This window comes from Streptosporangium sp. NPDC049046 (assembly GCF_040649155.1).
In the GTDB taxonomy this organism is placed as follows: domain Bacteria; phylum Actinomycetota; class Actinomycetes; order Streptosporangiales; family Streptosporangiaceae; genus Streptosporangium.
The window spans coordinates 159285-177379 of sequence record NZ_JBEZEZ010000013.1; the positions used below are offsets into that span (position 1 = coordinate 159285).

Below are 18095 nucleotides of genomic sequence, written 5' to 3' on the forward strand. Positions count from 1 at the left end.
TCATGTCGTGACCGATCCGCTCCGGCCGCTAGCCGTTGCGTTCGAGCCAGCGCGCGTAGTGGTCGTCGGAGCGTTCACGGCTCATGGCTCGTGCGCGGGCCGGCACGCTCTCCCTCGACCAGTCGTCGAGGCGCTGCGCCATACCGGCCGTGAAGTTCTCACCGGCGGGGGTGAGCCGCCCGCTGCCGAGGAGGGTGGCGGTGACGAGGTGCGAGGCCTCGCGCCACTGGAAGAACTCCGCGTTCGCGCGCAGGGCCGCCGCCCCCGACTCCCATTCGCGCTGGCGCATCCAGAAGCCCGCCACCCCCAGGAAGGCGTACGCGCCCTGGAGCAGTCCCGGCACGGGGCGTGGATCTTCGCGCCAGGGAGCGTAGTAGCGGGAGCCGTCGTCGGGCAGGGTGAGGGGAACGAGGTCGAGCAGGGCCGAGAGCTTCGCGTGCTGCGTCTCGTGCGTCAACGTGACCGCGAGCCAGGACGCGTCCGGCGGCGTCGACAGGGCCACGCACCCGAAGGTCTCCCGTGAGGACGAGCTCGACTGGCCCCTGGCGGGCGCGACGAGCGGCGTGAGGACCGTGATCGCCGTGGCCACCTCCTCGGCCACGGTCCGGTGGTGACGCACCAGCAGATCCCATGCCTCATGCAGCGTCGACTGCCACCGCTCGGTCTCGGCCTCGGTGAGACGCCCGCCGATGTTGCCCGTCCCCGGCATCCGGTAAGGGTCGAGGTCGTCGATGACCAGGCGGAGGGAGATGCCGTCCGCCTCGCTGAACAGCGAACGCAGCCCTCGCCAGCCCGGGGCGTCCTGGCGGGGGTCGCCGGGAATCCTGACGATGATCCCGTCCGCGGTGATCTCGGTGTCGTCCGGGCCGCACTCGACCGTGGCCACCGAGACGGTCGGCGACAGGATCGCCTGCCCCAGTGACGGCAGTGTGACCACCCCCTCCACCGCCGGTACGTCGATCTCGCAGGCGGTGCCGGAACGGATCGCCGCCGCGGCGGCGAGGGCCGCGAGTTGTCCCGGAGCCGCGTCGCGGTCGCCGGCGTCGAGCAACTTGACCGTACGGCGCGCCCAGGCGCCCACCGACGGGTGGCGCAGGACCGCGTTGACGACGCCGGGGTAGCGGCGCTGGACGGTGGCGAGCAGGTCGTAGGCGCGGCGGGTGGCGGCGGCGTCGGGATGGCCGCTCGCCCGCGCGGTTTCCAGCACCCCGCGTACGAGCAGGATGTGCTTGCTGTGCTGTGCGGCGGACAGTTCGGCGACCGCGGTGGTGCCCCCACCGCCTGCGGCGAGTTCTGAGAACGTGCCGGCCGCGATCCGGTGCTCACGCAGGTTCATCGTGCCCTTTCTCTGCCGTTTCGATCGGGCCCGCAGATCGGCTTCGACCGTTCCCTTGATGTGCCCGATGAGGCGGAGGAGGTCGGGGGAGTAAACGGAGGGGTTGGCGAAACCGTGGCCGGAGCGGTAGCGGTGGGCGTAGTGGCCTCCTCCGCAGACGCGGGAGACCGGGCACGCCCGGCAGGTCGGGGAGAGGGCCAGTTCGCCGATCTGGCGGGCGGCGATCGAGGGCAGGAGCAGGACGTCGTCGAAGGAGTCGCGCGCCACGTGCAGACCGGTTTCCGGTGCTCCCCGGTAGGCCGACTTCAGGGCGTCCGACTGCTCGATGCCGCCGTCGGTCTCCACGACGACCATCGCGACGGGGGACAGGCCCATCTGCTCGCTCGACGACGAGCGGCCGAGCAGTCCGCGAATGATCTCGTTGAACGTCCTGACCCAGGTGGGGCGCCGCGACGCGGCGTACCAGCGGTCGAAGATCGGGATCAGCCAGTCGGCGTACGGTGTCGCCTCGGTGTCCGGGGTCCGGCCGGGAGGTGGCGCGGACCAGTTGCCGTGCGGGAGCAGGAAGTCGACGGCCGGTGGGTCGAAGGCGAGGAGCGCCTCGTAGGCCCCGATCGGGTCGTTCCTGAGGTCGACGGTGCACAGCAGGCCGCTGAAGAGGTGCCTGAAGGTGGGCGAGCCCAGCAGTCCGAGGGCGCGCAGCACGTCGGCGTGGCTTCCCCGGCCGTCGGCGCGGCGGCGGCCCCGGTCGTGCATGGTCTCGTCGCCGTCGAGGCTGACCCCGACCCGGACGCCCAGCTCGTCGAAGAGGCGGAGGTGGCGGAGGTCGAGCAGGGTGCCGTTGGTCTGCAGGCCGACGGTGGTCCTGGTGGCGGGGCCGACCGCGGAGCGGACCAGCGTGACGAGCTCGCGGATCGCCTCACGACCGGCGAGCAGGGGCTCGCCCCCGTGCAGGATGAGCTCAATGTGGGCCAGGTTGTGGCGGTGGGCGTGCTGGGCGATTCTCTCGGCCGTGGCGGTGAAGATCTCCCGTGACATTTGTTTCGGTCGCGTCTGCCAGGAGGAGTCGGCCATTTCGTACATGTAGCAATATTTGCAGGCAAGATCGCACCTACTGTGGATCTTCAGGATGAACTGCCGGAACGGAGTCGGCCGCCAGCCATCGGCCATCAGCCCTCCGATATCGAGAGTCGACGGCCACTCGCGCATCGCTGATCAGCCCCCTGCCGAGACCACGTTATGTGACGCCCGAAAGATGTTTCCACGATAGATGATGCTCGGCCGTCGTTCCAGATTGAAGGAAAAACCAGTGATCATGTCGATGAAGGGGTAGGAATGCGCGGGGCTGAAAACTTGACTATTGGGGCAAAGTCATGCCAGATAGGGAATGGCGCAAGAGAGGTGTGCCACGTTTGCCGGAGAAACCTGACCCCATAATCCCCCTGCCTCGAAGCGTGTTCCCCGCGACGCTCGATGTCGGGGGATTGCTGGACTCGGGGTGGCGGCCGGCGGCTTTCCGGCAGTTCATCCTGAAGATCCACAGCAGGTGTGACCTCGCCTGTCGCCATTGCTACATCTACGAGATGGCCGACCAGTCGTGGAAGGCCCAGCCGCGGCGCATGTCGAAGGCGATCGTCGACTGTACGGCGAGACGCGTCGCCGAGCACGCGCTCGCCCACGAATTGGCCGAGGTCGAGGTCATCCTGCACGGGGGAGAGCCCCTGCTGGCCGGGCCCGATCTCATCTCCTACGCCGTGCGCACCATCAGGGGGGCCGCCGCCGATGTCGGGACCCGCGTCCGCGTCGGCGTGCAGACCAACGGGTTGCGCCTGGACGAGGCCTACCTGAGGCTCTTCGAGAGCCTGGAGATCCGCGTCGGGGTGAGCATGGACGGCTACGCCGAGGGCCACGACCGGCACAGGCGTTACGCGGACGGCCGGGGCAGCCACGCGATCGTCGCGGACGCGCTCCGCAGGCTGACCGCGGGCCCGTTCCACCACCTGTTCAGCGGCCTGTTGTGCACCGTCGACGTCCGTAACGACCCGCTGGCGACCTACGAGGCGCTCCTCGCCTTCGACCCACCGGCCGTCGACTTCCTGCTCCCGCACGGCAACTGGTCCGCCCCGCCGCCGTACCGCCTCCCGGACGACGAGGTGACACCGTACGCCGACTGGCTGATCCCGATCTTCGACCGCTGGTACGGCTCGGCCGCCGACCAGACGGAGATCCGGCTGTTCCGCGAGATCCTGCGCCTGCTGACGGGAGGCGCCTCGCGCAGCGAGACGGTGGGGCTCTCACCCGCCAGGATGGCCGTGGTGGAGACCGACGGCAGCATCGAGCAGTCGGACATCCTGAAGTCCAGTTACCACGGAGCGGCCGCGACCCGGCTGCATCTGCTCCGCGACTCCTTCGACGACGCGCTCAGGCATCCGGCCATGGCCGCCCGGCAGATCGGCGAGCTCGCGCTCGCCCCCGCCTGCCTGGCCTGCGACCTGCGTTCGGTCTGCGGCGGAGGGCTGTACGCGCACAGATACAGCGAGGCCACCGGTTTCAAGGGCCCCTCGGTCTACTGTCCCGACCTCTACCGGTTGATCACCCACATCCGTACAGGTTTCGCGAGAGACGTCGCCCGGCTGAAGGGAAGTCGATGAGGCTCGGTGCGCAGGGAGTGTCCGACACGACGGTTCTCGCGCTGGCGGCCGGTGAGGGCGGAGCCGACGCCGTGGCCGAGCTGAGCGCGTTCCAGCGCCTCAAGAACAGGATGTTGATTCGCGGGGTCGTGACAGAGGCGCGCTCGGCGAGCCACCCCGGCGCCGCCCTGGCGGCACGCGCCTACGGCCTCCTGGCGGATCTGGAGGTGGAGGCGGGCGAGGAGGTCGAGCGCGTGCTGCGCTATCCGGCGGTGGGGGCGTGGGCGTGGCGGACCTACCGGTCCTTGCGGAGCGGGAACGGCACGTCCGACGATCCCGCGCAGCTGGGCGCGCCGGCCGTGGTGGCCGCGGTGCGGGCCCGGATCGCCTGCCGGGTCCGGCTGCCCGTCCGTGACGGCGCGATCATGCTGCCGTCACTGGGGCGTCTCACCCTCCCCGAGGGGGTGGAGGAGACGGTCGACATCACGGTGAGACCGGACGCCGACGGCGCCGAACTCGAGGCCGCAGGCCTGACGGTCCGCGTCCGTCCCCGCGGCGACCGGCCCGGCTGGCAGGCGCTTCACGGGCTGCGGGTGACCCCGGGATTCGAGCCGGTCGTCGACGACCTCGACCCGTACCGGTGGTCCGCGAAGGAGGTCGCGGAGCCGCGGCTGGACCCCGGGCGGCTTCGCGCGTGGGGGACGCACCTGGACGACGCCTGGCGGATCCTCGCCGCGCACCACGCGACCGTGGCCGAGGAGGTGAGGCTCACCGTGTCGGTGCTCACCCCCGTCAAGGCCCCGGAACGGGGGCAGAACAGCGCCACCTCGCGCGAGACGTTCGGGACCGTCGCCATGTCCGACCCGTGGCACGGCGTGGGGCTCGCGGCCACGTTCGCCCACGAGATCCAGCACGCGAAGCTCACCGCGCTGACCGAGGCGATCCCGCTCACCCTGCCGGACGACGGCTCCCGCCACTACGCGCCCTGGCGGGACGATCCGCGCCCCGTCTACGGCCTGCTGCAGGGTTCGTACGCCTATCTCGGGGTGGCGGAGTTCTGGCGCAGGCAGCACCGTTTCGAGCGGGACGCCGAGGCGTTCCGGGCACGCGTGGAACTCGCCCGCTGGAGGCGGGCCGCCTACGCGGTCACCGGCACGCTGCTGGCGAGCGGGGGCCTGAACGAGCGCGGGGAGGAGTTCGTGGCGCGCATGAGGAAGACGCTGGAGGAGTGCGCCGCGGAACCGGTCGACTCCGCCGCGGAGAGCCAGGCCCGGCGCGAGGCGGAGCGTCACCTCGACGCCTGGAGAAGGCGCAACCCCGGGTTCCGGGCGAACGGGTGGCCCCACACCGGCCCCTGACCGGGAGACCGCGGCGGAAAACCGGCGTTCCGGCCAAAAAGTGCGGGGTCAAAGGCGTTCCACCGGAGCGGGACGGAGCGGCGGTCAGATCGGCGGGGGGTCGAAGTCGCAGTCGATGCGACGGCCCTCGCTCGCGAGGAGGGCGTCGGGATGGCCGGTCTCCAGCGGGCGTTCGTAGCGTCGCATCGTGTCGTCGTACAGGATCTCGGCCCGCTCCTTCTCGCCCGCGGCCCTCAGGTCGAGGGCGAGGTTGTTGGCGCAGGACAGGCTCAGGAAGTGGTTCTCGCCGAAGAGCCCTCGCAGCCGGGCGAGCGTCTCCTCGCCGAGCTCGCACGCCCGGGTGGTCTCCCCCAGGGTCGCGAGATCGGTCTGGAGGCTGATGGCGCACGTCAGCGGATAGTGGTGCTCCCGGCCGACCTTGGCGATCAGGCCCTCCCTCACCATCTCGTTCAGACGCCTCGCCGTCGCGACGTCACCGCGCAACCGATGCAGGATCGCCAGGTTGCCGGCGCAGGCGAGGCTGTAGGGGTGCTCCTCGCCGAACACCCTGGGATAGAGGGCGACCGTCCTTTCCGCCGTCGCGAACGCCTCGTCGAGGTCGCCGGTCGTCCGCAGCGCGTTGGAGAGGTTGATCGCCGCGGCCATCGTGTCGGGGTGCTCGTCCCCGAAGAGCCGCTGAAGGCGGGTGTGCGTGTCACGCGCGAGCTCCAGCGCCTCGGTCACCTCGCCCGAGCGTCGCTTGGCGATGGACAGGTCCTTCGCCGTCAGCAGCGTGGCGTGATGGTCGAGCGTCAGCTCCTGGACGCCGTAGGCGTAGGCCTCCTCGCCCAGGTCGCACGCCTCGGTGTAGTCGCCGCAGAGCCGCACGGCCCTGGCCAGGCCGTTCCACGACAGCAGCAGGACGGTCCTGCCGATGCCCTCCCCCGCGTCGCTCATCTCCAGATACGTCTCCTGGTGCAGACGCCGCGCCTCGGTGTAGTCACTGGTGAGGGCGTAGTCGAGGGCCAGGTTGTTGAGCACGCGCAGGGTGGACGGATGGCCGGGGCCACGGCCGGCGGAGTGCGCGGCCAGGGACTCCTCGTCCAGCTTCCTGGCGGCGATGAAGTCGCCGCGCGCCCGCAGGGACGCCCCGTAGCCGTTGGTCGTCAGGAGCGTCTCGTTGTGGTCGTGGCCGAGGACCTCGCGCATGTCGTCGAGGGTCCGGCGGTCGATCTCGTACGCCGCGGAGTACTGGCCGAGCCCGCGCAGCACGTTGCCCAGGTGCTTGTACGCGACGAGCACGTCCGGGTGCCTCGCCCCGCTGACCTCGGTCCACCTCTTGACGAAGCTCTCCAGGAAGGAACGGGCCGACTGGTAGTTGCCCGACACGAAGAGGTAACGGGTGATGTTGAGGGCGAACCGTCTGACGGCCGGATCGGTGCACTCCTCCAGGCCTGAGGGGGTGACGTGGGCGACCAGCTCCTCGAAGCGGCGCCACCTGGCGCTCTCGTCGGGATCGTTGGGGGCGCTGCCGGCCAGCAGCACGTGCACCTCGTGCCGGATGTCGGCCTGGTCCTTCTCCGGCAGGTCGTCGCGCAGGAGCGCCTGGATCAGCCGGTGCACCTGGATGGTGCGGGTGGTGGGTTCGATCCTGGCCAGTGCGAAGCGTCTCAGCTCGCTCAGCGCCGTGGCGAGCAGGATCGGGTCGGACAGGATTCCGCCGAGCCGGGGTGCGACGGCCTTGTTTCCCCTGCGGAAGACGTCGCGGGGGATGGGCTCGGGGCCGAAGAAGGCGCAGGACCGCAGGAGCGTGATCGCCTCGGGGAGGCGGTCCTCCAGCAGCGACACCGACACCTTCCACGCCGCCGTCATCGAGAGCGGATATCCCGGTGCCCTGTTGGCCCCCAGTAGCCTTCTCGCCTGCTCGTTGAGCTGCTCCAGGTATTCGTCGACCGACATGCCGGTCTCGTACTGCAGCGCGCCGGCCTGCTCCAGGGCGAGGGGAAGGTCGCCGAGCTGCTCGGCGAGCCGCGAGGCGTCGTCGTCGGGGACCTCCCGGCGCAGGCGCTTCCTCAGGAACGCCATGCTCTCCTCGCGGGTGAAGACGTCGACCTGGAGGGTCTCGAAGTGGTCCTCCCACTTGGGGTTGCGTGAGGTGATCAGGACATGTCCCGGCCCGCGCGGGATGAACTCCTGAACCTGCCCCGGCTCCTCGGCGTTGTCGAAGATCAGCAGCCAGCGGCGGTAGGGGGTGCCGCTCTGCAGCGTCCTGCGCACCGCCTCGGCGGCCTCCTCGACGCCGGTGGCCGACGCCGGCGGCAGGCCCAGGTAGGGCGCCATCGCCGCCAGTGCGGACGGCACCAGCACGCGCTGGTCGGAGGGGATCCACCAGACGAGGTCGTAGTGCGAGCGGTAGCGGTGGGCGTACTCGATGGCCAGGTGGGTCTTGCCGACACCACCCCACCCCTGCAGCGCCTGGGGTTGGGGGACGACGGCGGTGACGGTGCTGATGCCCTGGCGGAGCTTGAGGAGCATGTCGTCGCGCCCGGTGAAGTTTCTGTTGCGGGGTGGGACCTTCTCCCAGATCTCGGGCTGCCGCTCGGGCACCGTGTTCGCCGCGTGTGAAAGCTCCACCACCTCGGGCCACCGCCTTTTTCTAGCCAAAGGGATCGTACGGTCATCCTAAAGGTTGATTCGAAGAGTGGGGTATTACAGAATCACATTGAGAAAAAACCTGGCCTCGGAAATTTTCGGGAGTGGTATCACGCCCCCTTTTGGGGCGTCCTAAAAACCGGTGCCGGGTCGGTCCGGAGACGACGCGACGTCATAGGGAGCACGCATGCGCGATGACGATTCAAGGCCGGGAGGTCTCATCGACCTTGAGGGCCTCTCCCTGGAGAAGCTCACGGAGGTCGACGAGGCCTGGCTGCGCAGGATGCTGGAGCCATTGCTGCTGGAGAAGGCGGAGCCCGCGGCGGGATTCACGAGTTCGATCTGAGGAATCACCTTGCCGTTTCATGCGGGTTGCGGCAGAAAGGTGATCGTGAATCATTCGCCCACTCCGGTCGCCTCGGTGACACAGGGGATGCCTTACCGTGCGGGGGGGATTGACCATGCCAATAGAGTCGTACGGCATCGAGTCCATGACCTGATTGGACCTGCCGTCCGTGAGGTGGTGCCCTGCGTGCACGACATGGGGGAGGCCGAGTGGGAGCGCCTGCTCGACCAGCTGAACAGCGGAGACTGCACGCCCTTCCTGGGGTCGGGGGCGTGCGTGGGCACCCTGCCGACGGGGACGGCGCTGAGCCGCGACATGGCGCGCCGATGGGACTATCCCTTCGCCGACGACCACGATCTCCCCAGGGTGACGCAGTTCGCGGTGATGAGATATGGGGATTCGGTATATGTGAAGAGGCGGATCTGCGACGAACTCGATGCCGGGGGAGCTCCCGACTTCCTCGACCCGCTTGAGCCGCACGCCCTGCTGGCGAGTTTCCCTCTTCCGGTGTACCTGACGACGAACTACGACGACTTCATCCTGCGCTCGCTCGAAGCAGTGGGAAAAAGGCCGAATGTGGCAATTTGCCCATGGAACAAAGGGCTTGCCTACGCGGAAGATCTGTTCAGCAGCGAGGCAGGCTGGAACCCCAGGCCCGAGGCTCCGCTCATCTATCATCTGCACGGCAACCTGCAGGATCCGGCGTCGATCGTGCTGGCCGAGGACGACTATCTGGAGTTTCTCACCAACCTCGCGGTGGACGGCGTCGCGGGTGGGCAGCGCATGCTGCCCACCTCCATTCTCGCGGCGCTGACCAGGAGACCTCTGCTGTTCATCGGCTACAGCCTGCAGGACTGGACGTTTCGCGTGCTTTTCCACGGGCTGTTGAAAGCCGTTCCCGGCATCAACCGCCGCAGGCACGTGAGCGTCCAGCTCGCCCCCTCGCTCGCCAGCACGAAGGCGGACGTGCTGGAGGTCCAGCGCCAGCTGGCCAGATACTACGAAGACTGGCGGATCTCCATCTTCTGGGGGACGGCGGAGGAGTTCTGCCGTGAGCTGCGCCGGCGGATGGGACCGGTGCCGTGACCTTCGAGGTGACCCCCGATCGCGACAGGTCCGACGCGACCGGCCAGCCGTACGTCGGCCTGCGGGCCTTCCGCCGCGAGGACCGCGCCAAGTTCTTCGGCCGCGACAGGGAGGCTCGCGAGGTCTCCGACCTGTGGCAGGCCGGGCGCCTGACCGTGCTGTACGGGCCGTCCGGCGTGGGCAAGACCTCGCTGATCCAGGCCGGGGTGCTCCCGCTGCTGGACGCGGGCAGGACCGACGTCCTGCCGATAGGACGGGTCTCGCACGGCTCGCCCTTCCCCTCCGCCGCGCTCTCACGCCACAACCCGCACGTGTTCGCGCTGCTGTCGTCGTGGTCCCCGTTGGAGACACCCACCCGGCTGGCGGGGCTGACGATCCGCGAGTTCCTGGGCCGGCGCCCGCCCCGCCAGGATCCGTACGGCGATCCGGTGCTCACCCTGGCCGCGATCGACCAGGCCGAGGAGCTCTTCGGCGGCTTCGCCCACCGCCAGCCGTACCGGGAGTGGTTCATCGGCCAGCTCGTCGAGGCGCTGGACGACGACCCGAACCTGCGCCTGCTCGTCTCGATCCGGGAGGACCACCTCGCCGCGATCCTGCCCCACGAGCCGAAACTGGCGGGCATGGCCAGAAGCCGCTTCTCACTGACCGCCCTCGACACGGCCGCCGCGGTCCGGGCGACCGAGGGGCCGCTCGAGGGGACGGGCCGCTCGTTCGCCCCCGGCGCGGCGCGGGGGCTGGTGGACGACCTGCGCATGATCAGGGTCGGCAGGGCGCTCGGCGAGGAGGTCGTCGCCGACGCCAAGGTGGTCGAGCCCGTCCAGCTGCAGGTCGTGTGCTCGGCCATGTGGCGCTCCCTGCCCGAGGAGGTGCGGGTCATCTCCTCCGACCACGTCCGCAGGTTCGCCAACGCCGACCGCTCGCTCACCGACTTCTCCGAGCGGATGATCTCCGAGGTGGCCCGTGACCACTTCGGGGACGACGTCGCGGAGCTCAGGAGCTGGCTGCGCCGCTGTTTCATCACCGAGCTCGGCACCCGCGAGGTCGTCTACCAGGGGGAGACCGTCACCGCCGGCATGCCGAACGCGCTGGTCAGGGCGCTGGTCGACCGCCACATCCTGCGTGAGGACATCAAGGCCGGAACTCGGTGGTGTGAGCTCTCGCACGAGCGTCTCATCCAACCCATCCTCCAGAACGACCATCTCGTCGTGCGGGCCGAGAGCGGGTCGTTCCCCGACGACTACCTGCGCGCCGCCGAACTCTCGTTCCGCGACGGGGAGTTCGCGCTGGCCGCGAAGCAGGCGGAGGAGGCCCTGGAGCGCTGCGGTGACAACACCAGGTCGCGGGCGGAGATCGAGTCCTTCCTCGGTAACGTCGCGCACCGGCGCGAGGACTTCGAGAAGGCCGTCTCCCACTACCGCACCGCCGCGGTCCTCTTCGAGTCGCTGGGGGCGACCTCGGCGGTCGGCGGCCTTCTCGCCGGGATCGGCAGGCTGCGACTGGCCCAGGGACGCCCTTCGGCCGCGGTGCGGGAGCTGTACTCGGCGATACGCCGCCTGCCCGATGACATGAACATCCAGACCGAGCTCGCCTGGGCGCTCTGGTACGACGGCCATCCCGACGCGGCGCGTGACGTCCTCGACGACGTGCTGGGCAGGGAGGGGAACCTCGCCGAGGCGTTGCGCGCCCGCGGTGAGATCCTCGTCGGCCTCGGCCGGCCCGAGGCCGCGCTACGCGACCTCGATAGGGTCCGGCCGCTGCAGTGGCCCTCCACCAGGGCCGCCCACGCTCTCGCGCTGGCTGTCCTGGGACGCTTTTCCGAGGCGGAACGGGAGGTCAGGGCGGTGCCGGCCGAGGCGGGAGATCATGGTCCGGCGCTGTTGTACGCCGCCCGCGTCTACGCCCTGACCGGTGACGCCGCGTCGGCGGCCGATCTGGCCCGGCGGGCGAGGGAGGCGAGAGCGCCCAGTCTGCCTGCGCATCTCGCGGCCGAAGCGGATCGGCTGCTCGCCACGTCGTGAGCGCCCGGGCGGCCACGTGGGCACCGGTCGCCCTCACTTTCCTGGTCGTCCCCGCGAGACCGAGCCGGGCGTGGAGGCGCAGCAGTGACGTGAACGTCACCCCCATGGCGACGGCGAACATCAGGACGGTCAGGATGACGGCCGCTCTGCGGACGCCGAACCCGGCGACCAGGATCCCGCCGAGGGGGGCGGCGACGCACACGGCACCGTGCGCGACGAGCCGATGCACGCTCATCACCCGCCCGAGCTTGCCCTTGTCGACGGTGCCGACCTCGAAGGTTCTGATGGCCACGTTGCTGAGCGCCCCGGTGCAGCCGGTCAGCAGTATCGCGAGCCCGAAGAAGAGCGGCCTCTCCCCGTACGCCGCGACGAAGAGCGCCAGCACCCATATCCACAGCTGGGCGAAGAGCGTGAAGTTCCTCGGTTCGAGCCTGAGATAGGGGGCGAGGGCCGATCCCGCCACGCCGCCCAGGCCTCCGGCGGCGAGGACCAGGCCGACCTGGTGCGAGGGCAGGTTCGCCGACCCCGCGATGAAGATCATGATGAGCGCGTTCACCATCAGGTTGGTGACCGTGGTCACGGCCATCGCCCTGCGAAGGAAGCTGTGCCTGGACAGTTCCCGGAAACCATCGGATATCTCCCTCAGCAGGTGCCGTCCCGCCAGGCTTCGCACCCCGTCGGCTATCTCGCGGAGCACCCGCAGTCGCGGACGACCTGTCCTGTGCTCCGTCCTGCCGCCGGCCACGCTCAGGGGAGAGAGGAGGGCGAGGAAGAACAGCGCCGCGTTCACCGCGAAGGACATCGCGTACATGACCCCGAAGAGCCACCCTCCAAGCGGCCTGCCCGCCAGCACTGCGATATGCGAGATCGTCTCGCTCCTCGCCATCACGAGGGAGACCTGATCCTTTGGGACGAGGGACGAGATCAGCGCCGTCTCCGCCAGCGAGTAGAGCACCCACAGAGTGCCCTCGAGGAAGGCGGCCGCCAGGAGGTGTGTCAGGGACGGGCGGTCCAGGACGAGCGCGAGGAACACGGTGAAGACGATCAGTCCTCGCAGGGTCTCGGTGAGGAGCATGAGCGAGCGCGGGTTCACCCGGTCCGCCAGGACACCCGCCGGAATGTAGAAGACCAGAATCGGGAAGGTCAGCGCGAAACTGGTCCAGCCCGCTTGCACCGGGGAACCGGTCAGAGTCAATGCCAGGAGGGGATAGGCGACACTCACGGCTCGTGACCCCACGGTCGAGAATGTCATCCCCAGCCAGACGCGGGCGAATTTTCTCATCGGCTAGTTCGAAGTCGCTCTCTGATCCCGGGTGCCCCAGCGCGACCTGGTCGCCCGCCGTCCCCGTCCGCGTTCTAGGGAACACCTCACAAGGCAATGGAGGGAGAGAGCTATACGGACTCCCGCTGTTGGAGAAACGATGACAATTTCTTGACAAAAAGTCATAGAAAACAACACCAATGAGAGCCCGTTCGTCAAAACGGGTCACAGTGGTGTTGCCAAGTCACTTGAGTCCCAAAAGCATAGCGCCGAAGAAGAGCGGCCGGGAAAGATCGTCCGGTTCCGCGCCCTGACGATGATGTCTGGGAGTGACCTGTTCGGGAGTGGTCGAGGAAAGCCCTGACCCACCTCCCCGGGGCCCTTTTCCTCAAGTCCGGGGCAGGGGAGGCGCGGGATTCAGGCGGGCAGCTGGGCGTCCAGGCGGTAGCCGTCGACGGTGACGTAGACCTGGTCGCCGGGACGGGCGTTCAGACGCATCAGGACGGGCTGCAGCGAGTCGAAGACGGGGTGGTCCCGCCAGACCAGGACCACCGCGTTGTCGCCGGGGCCGGTGACCGACAGCAGCGTGCCGGGACGCATGCCCAGCCGGGTGGCGTATCCCTCGGGCACGGCCACCGGACCGCCCCGCAGGTGGTCGCTGGTCACCTCGATGCGCTGCCAGCGGCCCGGGTCGGACGACGGGCTCGCGGGCGAGTGCAGCGGGGCCCGCTGGCTGGTGATCAGGTGCGGTCTGGAGTTTCCGCTCGCCAGGGCCGACAGGGTGGCCAGGGCCGCGCGGGGGTCGATGGCGCCGGCGTTCACCTGCGGGATCGGCTGCCCGCCGCGGTGGTGGTGGCCGTTGGCCCCCGGGGTGCGGCGTGGCAGCTGCCTGACCTCCTCGGAGGAACCCTCCTGAAGGGCCGCCTCCTGCGCGGTGCTCGCGGCGGCGAGGGCGTCCAGCCAGGGCTGGGCCGAGTGGGCACGGATGCCGAGCTGGTGCTCCATGAGCCTGAGCGAGTCGCTGTCGATCGGCTTGTTCGACAGGAGCTGGCGGGTCCGCTCGCGCAGGCCGCCCAGATCGCCCACGACGAGCCAGTCGTCCTGGAGCCGCCGGTCCGGCATGAGCGTGACGAGCACCCTCCACAGCGGGGTCCGCAGGGTCGGAACCTCGATCGGGTGCGCGGGGTCGGCGCCGATGAGCTGGTCCTTGGTGGCGGCGGCGCCGAGCCACTCGGTCAGCCCGAACATGTGCCCGGTGAGCGGGGCGGACTCCGGGGAGCGCAGCCAGAGCAGGATGCGTTCCTCGGCGGCGCGCTGGGCCGCCGAGAGCGCGTCACGGTCGGCGTTCAGCTTGTGCGCGAGCGCGCGCAGGCTGATCGGCTCGACCGCGAAGAGCCGTTCCACGGCGACCGCGCGCTCCAGCGGGCTCCAGTCGCGGAACATGTTGTCGACCAGGCGCACCAGCGGATAGTCGTTGAGGTTGACCGGGGGCGCGGGGGCGGCCGGTTCGGGGACCGCCGGTTCTGCGGCCGCGGGCTCGGGGACCGGCACCTGGGGCGCCGACGGCGCCGACGGCTGAGCCGGAATCCGCGGCGCGGGTGTCTGCGCCGGGTCCTGGTCGCGCTCCTGGAGCGGGACCTGGGCGTGGACGGCGGCCGGCGCGGACGGCGCGGTCTGCTCGGCGAGCCCGGGGACGTGGCTGAGCACCTCGCGGAAGACGGCGGTGACCACGATCTCCGGGGAGGGCGTCGCGGGCGCGCTCAGGTCTCCCGCGGTCAGGCGGCGCAGGCGGCTCCAGCCGCCCAGGCCGGCGATGGCCGAGCGTGCGGGCTCCGGCCAGTCGGGCAGGGTGGGATCGACCGTGTGCACGTGCAGCGCGGGCAGCACGTCGCTCAACGGCAGATGATCCCAGCGTGACAGCGAGAGCCGGGCCAGCCTGTCGCAAACCCAGTCGAGCCCCGCGGCGCCGAGGGCCTTTGGCAGGGTGACCGACGACCACCAGCCGGCGGGCAGCCGGGGGTCGGCGAGGGCTTCGGCGACCTGCTGGGGACGGCTCCAGCGCAGGGCCGGGACCAGATCACTCAGGCAGATCGATGACTCGGCATCCATCGGCGGACCGTAACCTCCCCAAAGTGACGCGTGTGGCTAATGGTGCAGCTTACGCCGCAAGCTATCAATTGGCATTAAGAGGGTAAAGCTCCCTGGTACCCAAATCAGACGGTAGGACACGTGGACGGCCACCCAGAACCGTCACGGCCTCCGCCCCGGCACGGCGTCCCGCGTCCAGCGCGACCTCGTCGGCGGCCCCGCTCAGCAGGGCCGTCAGCAGCCCGGCGGCGAACGCGTCCCCCGCTCCAATGGAGTCAACCACCTCGGTGGTGAGCGCGGGAACCCGGGCGGCCAACTTTCCTTCCCTGGCCATCAGCGCGCCGCGGGATCCCAGCTTCACCGCCGCGGCCCCGTAGCGCAGGCTCAGACTCTCGGCCGCCCCCTCGGGGGTCGTCTCGCCGGTGAGCAGCAGCGCCTCGTCCAGGTTGGGAATGACCAGCTGGGCGGGGAGGGTCTCCCGGACGAACCGCTCGACGCCGAACGAGCGCAGGAAACCGGTCGAGGCCGGGTCCACGCTGATCGAGACCCCGCGCAGGGACGCCTCGGCCATCGCCAGCCGGGAAAGTTGGAGCCCAGGCTCGGCGAACAGTGTGTATCCGGACAGATGGAGATGACCCACACCGTCGAGCAGGGTCTCGTCCCAGTCGCCCGTGCCGATGTGTCCGCCCGCGCCCCGGTTGGTGAGCATGGAACGCTCCCCGGTCACGTCCACCATGGCGATCACCACCGCGGTGGGCCGGTCGGGGTCGACCCGCAGGTGCGGCCGCACCCCGAACCGCCGCAGCTCGGCGGCGTGCCAGTCGGCGGTGTCGAAGCCGGCCCGGGTCAGGATCCGCGCGTCGGCGCCCAGCCAGGCGGCCCAGGAGGCCGTGTTGGCGCCGGAGCCGCCGGGACGCAGCACGATGTCGGCGGCGGTGTCCGTCCCGACGGCCAGACCGCTCCTGGCGGACCCGCCGTGAAGTGCGACGACGTCGGTCACCACGTCGCCGATGATCAGCAGACCCGTTCCGGCCACGGTGCCCTCAGTCTCCCCGGCTCCAGGAGGCCGCGATCTGCCCGGCGACACGCGCGTTGCCCCGTACCGCGGCCAGGTTCGCCTCCAGCGAGGCGCCGTCGGTGCCGCGCACCAGGTAGCCCAGGAGGAACGGGGTGATGGCCTGACCGGTGATCCGCCGCTCCTCCGCCTCGGCGAGGGCGCCGGCGAGGACGCGGTCGTGCAGCCCGGGGTCGAGCTGCTCGGTCAGCGGCACCGGGTTGGCGACGATGAGCGCGGTCTCCGGGCCGCCGAGCGCGTCCTGGGCCCGCATGATGCCCGCCGCCTCGTCGGGGGTCTCGATGCGCCAGTCGATCGGCTCGCCGGAGGAGTGCAGGTAGAAGCCGGGGAACTCGTCGGTGCGGAACCCCGCGATCGTGACGCCGCGCGTCTCCAGCCGCTGCAGGGTGGCCGGAACGTCCAGGATCGACTTCACCCCCGCGCAGACCACGGTGATGCGGGTCCGGCTCAGCATGTCGAGGTCGGCCGACTCGTCCTGGCTCTCGGTCCAGCCGCGGTGCACGCCGCCGAGGCCGCCGGTGGCGAAGACCCGGATGCCCGCCCTGGCGGCGAGGAACGAGGTGGCGGAGACCGTCGTCGCCCCGCTCGCCCCGAGCGCGGCGGCGGTGGGCAGGTCGCGAAAGCCCAGCTTGCGAAGCCCCGGCTCGCCGGCGACGCGCTCCAGCTCGCTCTTGTCGAGGCCGATGCGCGCCACGCCGTCCAGCACCGCGATCGTCGCGGGCACCGCCCCGGTCTCCCGGACGATCCGCTCCAGCTCCACCGCGACCTCGAGGTTGCGGGGCTGAGGCAGGCCGTGAGAGATGATCGTGGACTCCAGTGCCACGATCGGGGCACCCCGCTCCAGTGCTTCGGCCACCTCGTCCGAGGGGCGGAGCACACCGGAGAGGGCCTGTCGGGTGGTACGCATGAGCTGGTTCTGTCTCCTTGTCCGAGGTCGTAATCATTGCTTGCTTTTGGAACGGTGTAAACGACACCGTCTTCCCCAAAAAGAGCACGTTACGGCGGTTGCGGGGAGACGTCCACTTAAAGATCAGCCAATGACCAGCACCCCGAACAGTGAGATCCCGCCGATGATGGCCGTGGCGATCCCGCCCAGGAGCAGCGATCGCCCGCCCCGCGCGAGCTTTCTCAGATCCACACCGGTACCCAGGGCGAAGAGCGCGGCGGCGAGCAGCACCGCCGTGAGACCGGGAACCACCTCGATGATCTCGGGCGGCACCGCGCCCAGGCTCCGCGCAGCCACGGCCGCGACGAACCCGGCGACGAACAGCGGCACCACCGGCGGGCGCCGCAGCGTGCCGTCGGTGCTCCCGGCACTCCCGGTGCTCCTGGAGTTCCCGTCGTCTGCGGCGCTCTCCGCGTTCCGAGGGCCCCCGGTCTTGGAGCGGTCCGTCGCGGCACGGCGCAGGGAGACGGAGGTCAGCCCGACGATCGGGGCGAGCAGGACGACCCGGGCCAGCTTGACGGCGACCGCGCTCACCAGGACACCCGCTCCGGCCGCCGCGCCGATGGCCGCCACCTGCGCGACCTCGTGGACCGAGGCCCCCGCCCACAGTCCCAGCTGCCGCGACGTCAGTCCCAACGCCCCCGCGAGCAGGGGCAGCGTGACGATCGAGGCGCTGCCGTACAGGACGACCACGCCGACCGCGGCCGCCACGTCGTCGTCGTCACTGTCGGCGACCTCGTGCATCGCGGCCACCGCCGCCGCCCCGCAGACGGACACGCCGGTCGCGATCAGCAGGGACCTGTGCGGCCCCACCCCGAGGCGGCCGCCGATCCACCGCGTCGCGGCGAACGTGACGCCCGTCGCCGCGGCGACCACCGCGAGCGCCCGCCAGCCGAGCGCCAGCAGCTCCGGCAACGCGATCTGCAGGCCGAGCAGCACGATCGCCAGGCGGAGCACCCGGCGGGAGACGAACCCGAGCCCGGGGACGAGCGACCGGCGCAGGCCGCCGAGGTTGGTGAGCGCGACCCCGAGGAACACCGCGATCACGCCGGCGCTCACCCCCGGAACGACCCCGGTCGCGGCCGTCGCCAGGACCACCGCGACGATCGCGGCCCCGAGCCCCGGCGCGAGCCTCCCGAACGCCCCGAGGGTTCCGGGCCGCGCGCCCGGTGCCGATGTCGGTGCCGCGGCCGAGCCTGGTGCCGGGCGTACGGGCGTCGTCGGGGACTGAGTGGCGGAGCCGACAGGACGGGGGGAGTGCGAGACGGGCATGCCCCGAGTGTCGGTGTGACGCCGGGAGGCCGGTAGCCGTCACCTCTG

At 70.4% G+C, this 18095-nt stretch carries 11 protein-coding genes and 1 pseudogene; 5 read left to right on the plus strand and 7 right to left on the minus strand.

The window, feature by feature from the left end; genetic code table 11:
* Positions 1-28: 28 nt before the first annotated feature.
* Positions 29-2545 carry an FxsB family cyclophane-forming radical SAM/SPASM peptide maturase gene (locus tag AB0B96_RS20395; protein WP_362900720.1) on the minus strand — a complete coding sequence of 839 codons (2517 nt, stop codon included), beginning with the start codon at positions 2543-2545 and terminating at the stop codon, positions 29-31.
* A gap of 245 nt (positions 2546-2790) precedes the next feature.
* Here AB0B96_RS20395 and AB0B96_RS20400 point away from each other — a divergent pair, with 245 nt between their 5' ends.
* On the plus strand, positions 2791-3987 hold the full coding sequence (locus tag AB0B96_RS20400) for an FxsB family cyclophane-forming radical SAM/SPASM peptide maturase (protein WP_362900722.1): 1197 nt from the start codon (positions 2791-2793) through the stop codon (positions 3985-3987).
* Positions 3984-5324: an HEXXH motif domain-containing protein gene (locus AB0B96_RS20405; protein WP_362900724.1), complete on the plus strand. Its 1341-nt coding sequence runs from the start codon at positions 3984-3986 to the stop codon at positions 5322-5324. The genes AB0B96_RS20400 and AB0B96_RS20405 overlap by 4 nt, the downstream gene beginning before the upstream one ends.
* Before the next feature lie 84 nt (positions 5325-5408).
* Here the strand turns inward: AB0B96_RS20405 and fxsT are convergent, their stop codons facing one another.
* Positions 5409-7937: an FxSxx-COOH system tetratricopeptide repeat protein gene (fxsT, locus tag AB0B96_RS20410; protein WP_362900726.1), complete on the minus strand. Its 2529-nt coding sequence runs from the start codon at positions 7935-7937 to the stop codon at positions 5409-5411.
* A 205-nt stretch (positions 7938-8142) separates the two neighbouring features.
* Here fxsT and AB0B96_RS20415 point away from each other — a divergent pair, with 205 nt between their 5' ends.
* The 3 genes from AB0B96_RS20415 (at position 8143) to AB0B96_RS20425 (ending at position 11405) form a co-directional block, all read left to right on the plus strand.
* A complete protein-coding gene (locus AB0B96_RS20415) occupies positions 8143-8301 on the plus strand; it encodes a hypothetical protein (RefSeq protein WP_362900728.1) in 159 nt (52 codons plus the stop codon).
* Positions 8302-8496: 195 nt separating this feature from the next.
* Positions 8497-9387, plus strand: a complete 891-nt coding sequence (locus AB0B96_RS20420; RefSeq protein WP_350944250.1) for an SIR2 family protein — start codon at positions 8497-8499, stop codon at positions 9385-9387.
* Positions 9384-11405, plus strand: coding sequence for a tetratricopeptide repeat protein (locus AB0B96_RS20425; RefSeq protein ID WP_362900730.1), 2022 nt, complete (start codon positions 9384-9386; stop codon positions 11403-11405). Before AB0B96_RS20420 ends, AB0B96_RS20425 begins: the two co-directional genes overlap by 4 nt.
* A 94-nt stretch (positions 11406-11499) precedes the next feature.
* Here AB0B96_RS20425 and AB0B96_RS20430 read toward each other — a convergent pair.
* The 5 genes and pseudogenes from AB0B96_RS20430 to AB0B96_RS20450 form a co-directional block, all read right to left on the minus strand.
* Positions 11500-12687 (minus strand): annotated as a pseudogene (locus AB0B96_RS20430) (MFS transporter); the annotation flags it as partial.
* Between the two features lie 396 nt (positions 12688-13083).
* A complete protein-coding gene (locus AB0B96_RS20435) occupies positions 13084-14775 on the minus strand; it encodes a hypothetical protein (protein ID WP_362900732.1) in 1692 nt (563 codons plus the stop codon).
* 64 nt (positions 14776-14839) lie between these two features.
* A complete protein-coding gene (locus AB0B96_RS20440; protein WP_350944021.1) occupies positions 14840-15790 on the minus strand; it encodes a sugar kinase in 951 nt (316 codons plus the stop codon).
* 7 nt (positions 15791-15797) lie between these two features.
* Positions 15798-16736, minus strand: a complete 939-nt coding sequence (locus AB0B96_RS20445; RefSeq protein WP_362900734.1) for a pseudouridine-5'-phosphate glycosidase — start codon at positions 16734-16736, stop codon at positions 15798-15800.
* A 123-nt stretch (positions 16737-16859) separates the two neighbouring features.
* Positions 16860-18047 carry a putative sulfate exporter family transporter gene (locus AB0B96_RS20450; RefSeq protein WP_362900736.1) on the minus strand — a complete coding sequence of 396 codons (1188 nt, stop codon included), beginning with the start codon at positions 18045-18047 and terminating at the stop codon, positions 16860-16862.
* Between the last annotated feature and the right edge of the window lie 48 nt (positions 18048-18095).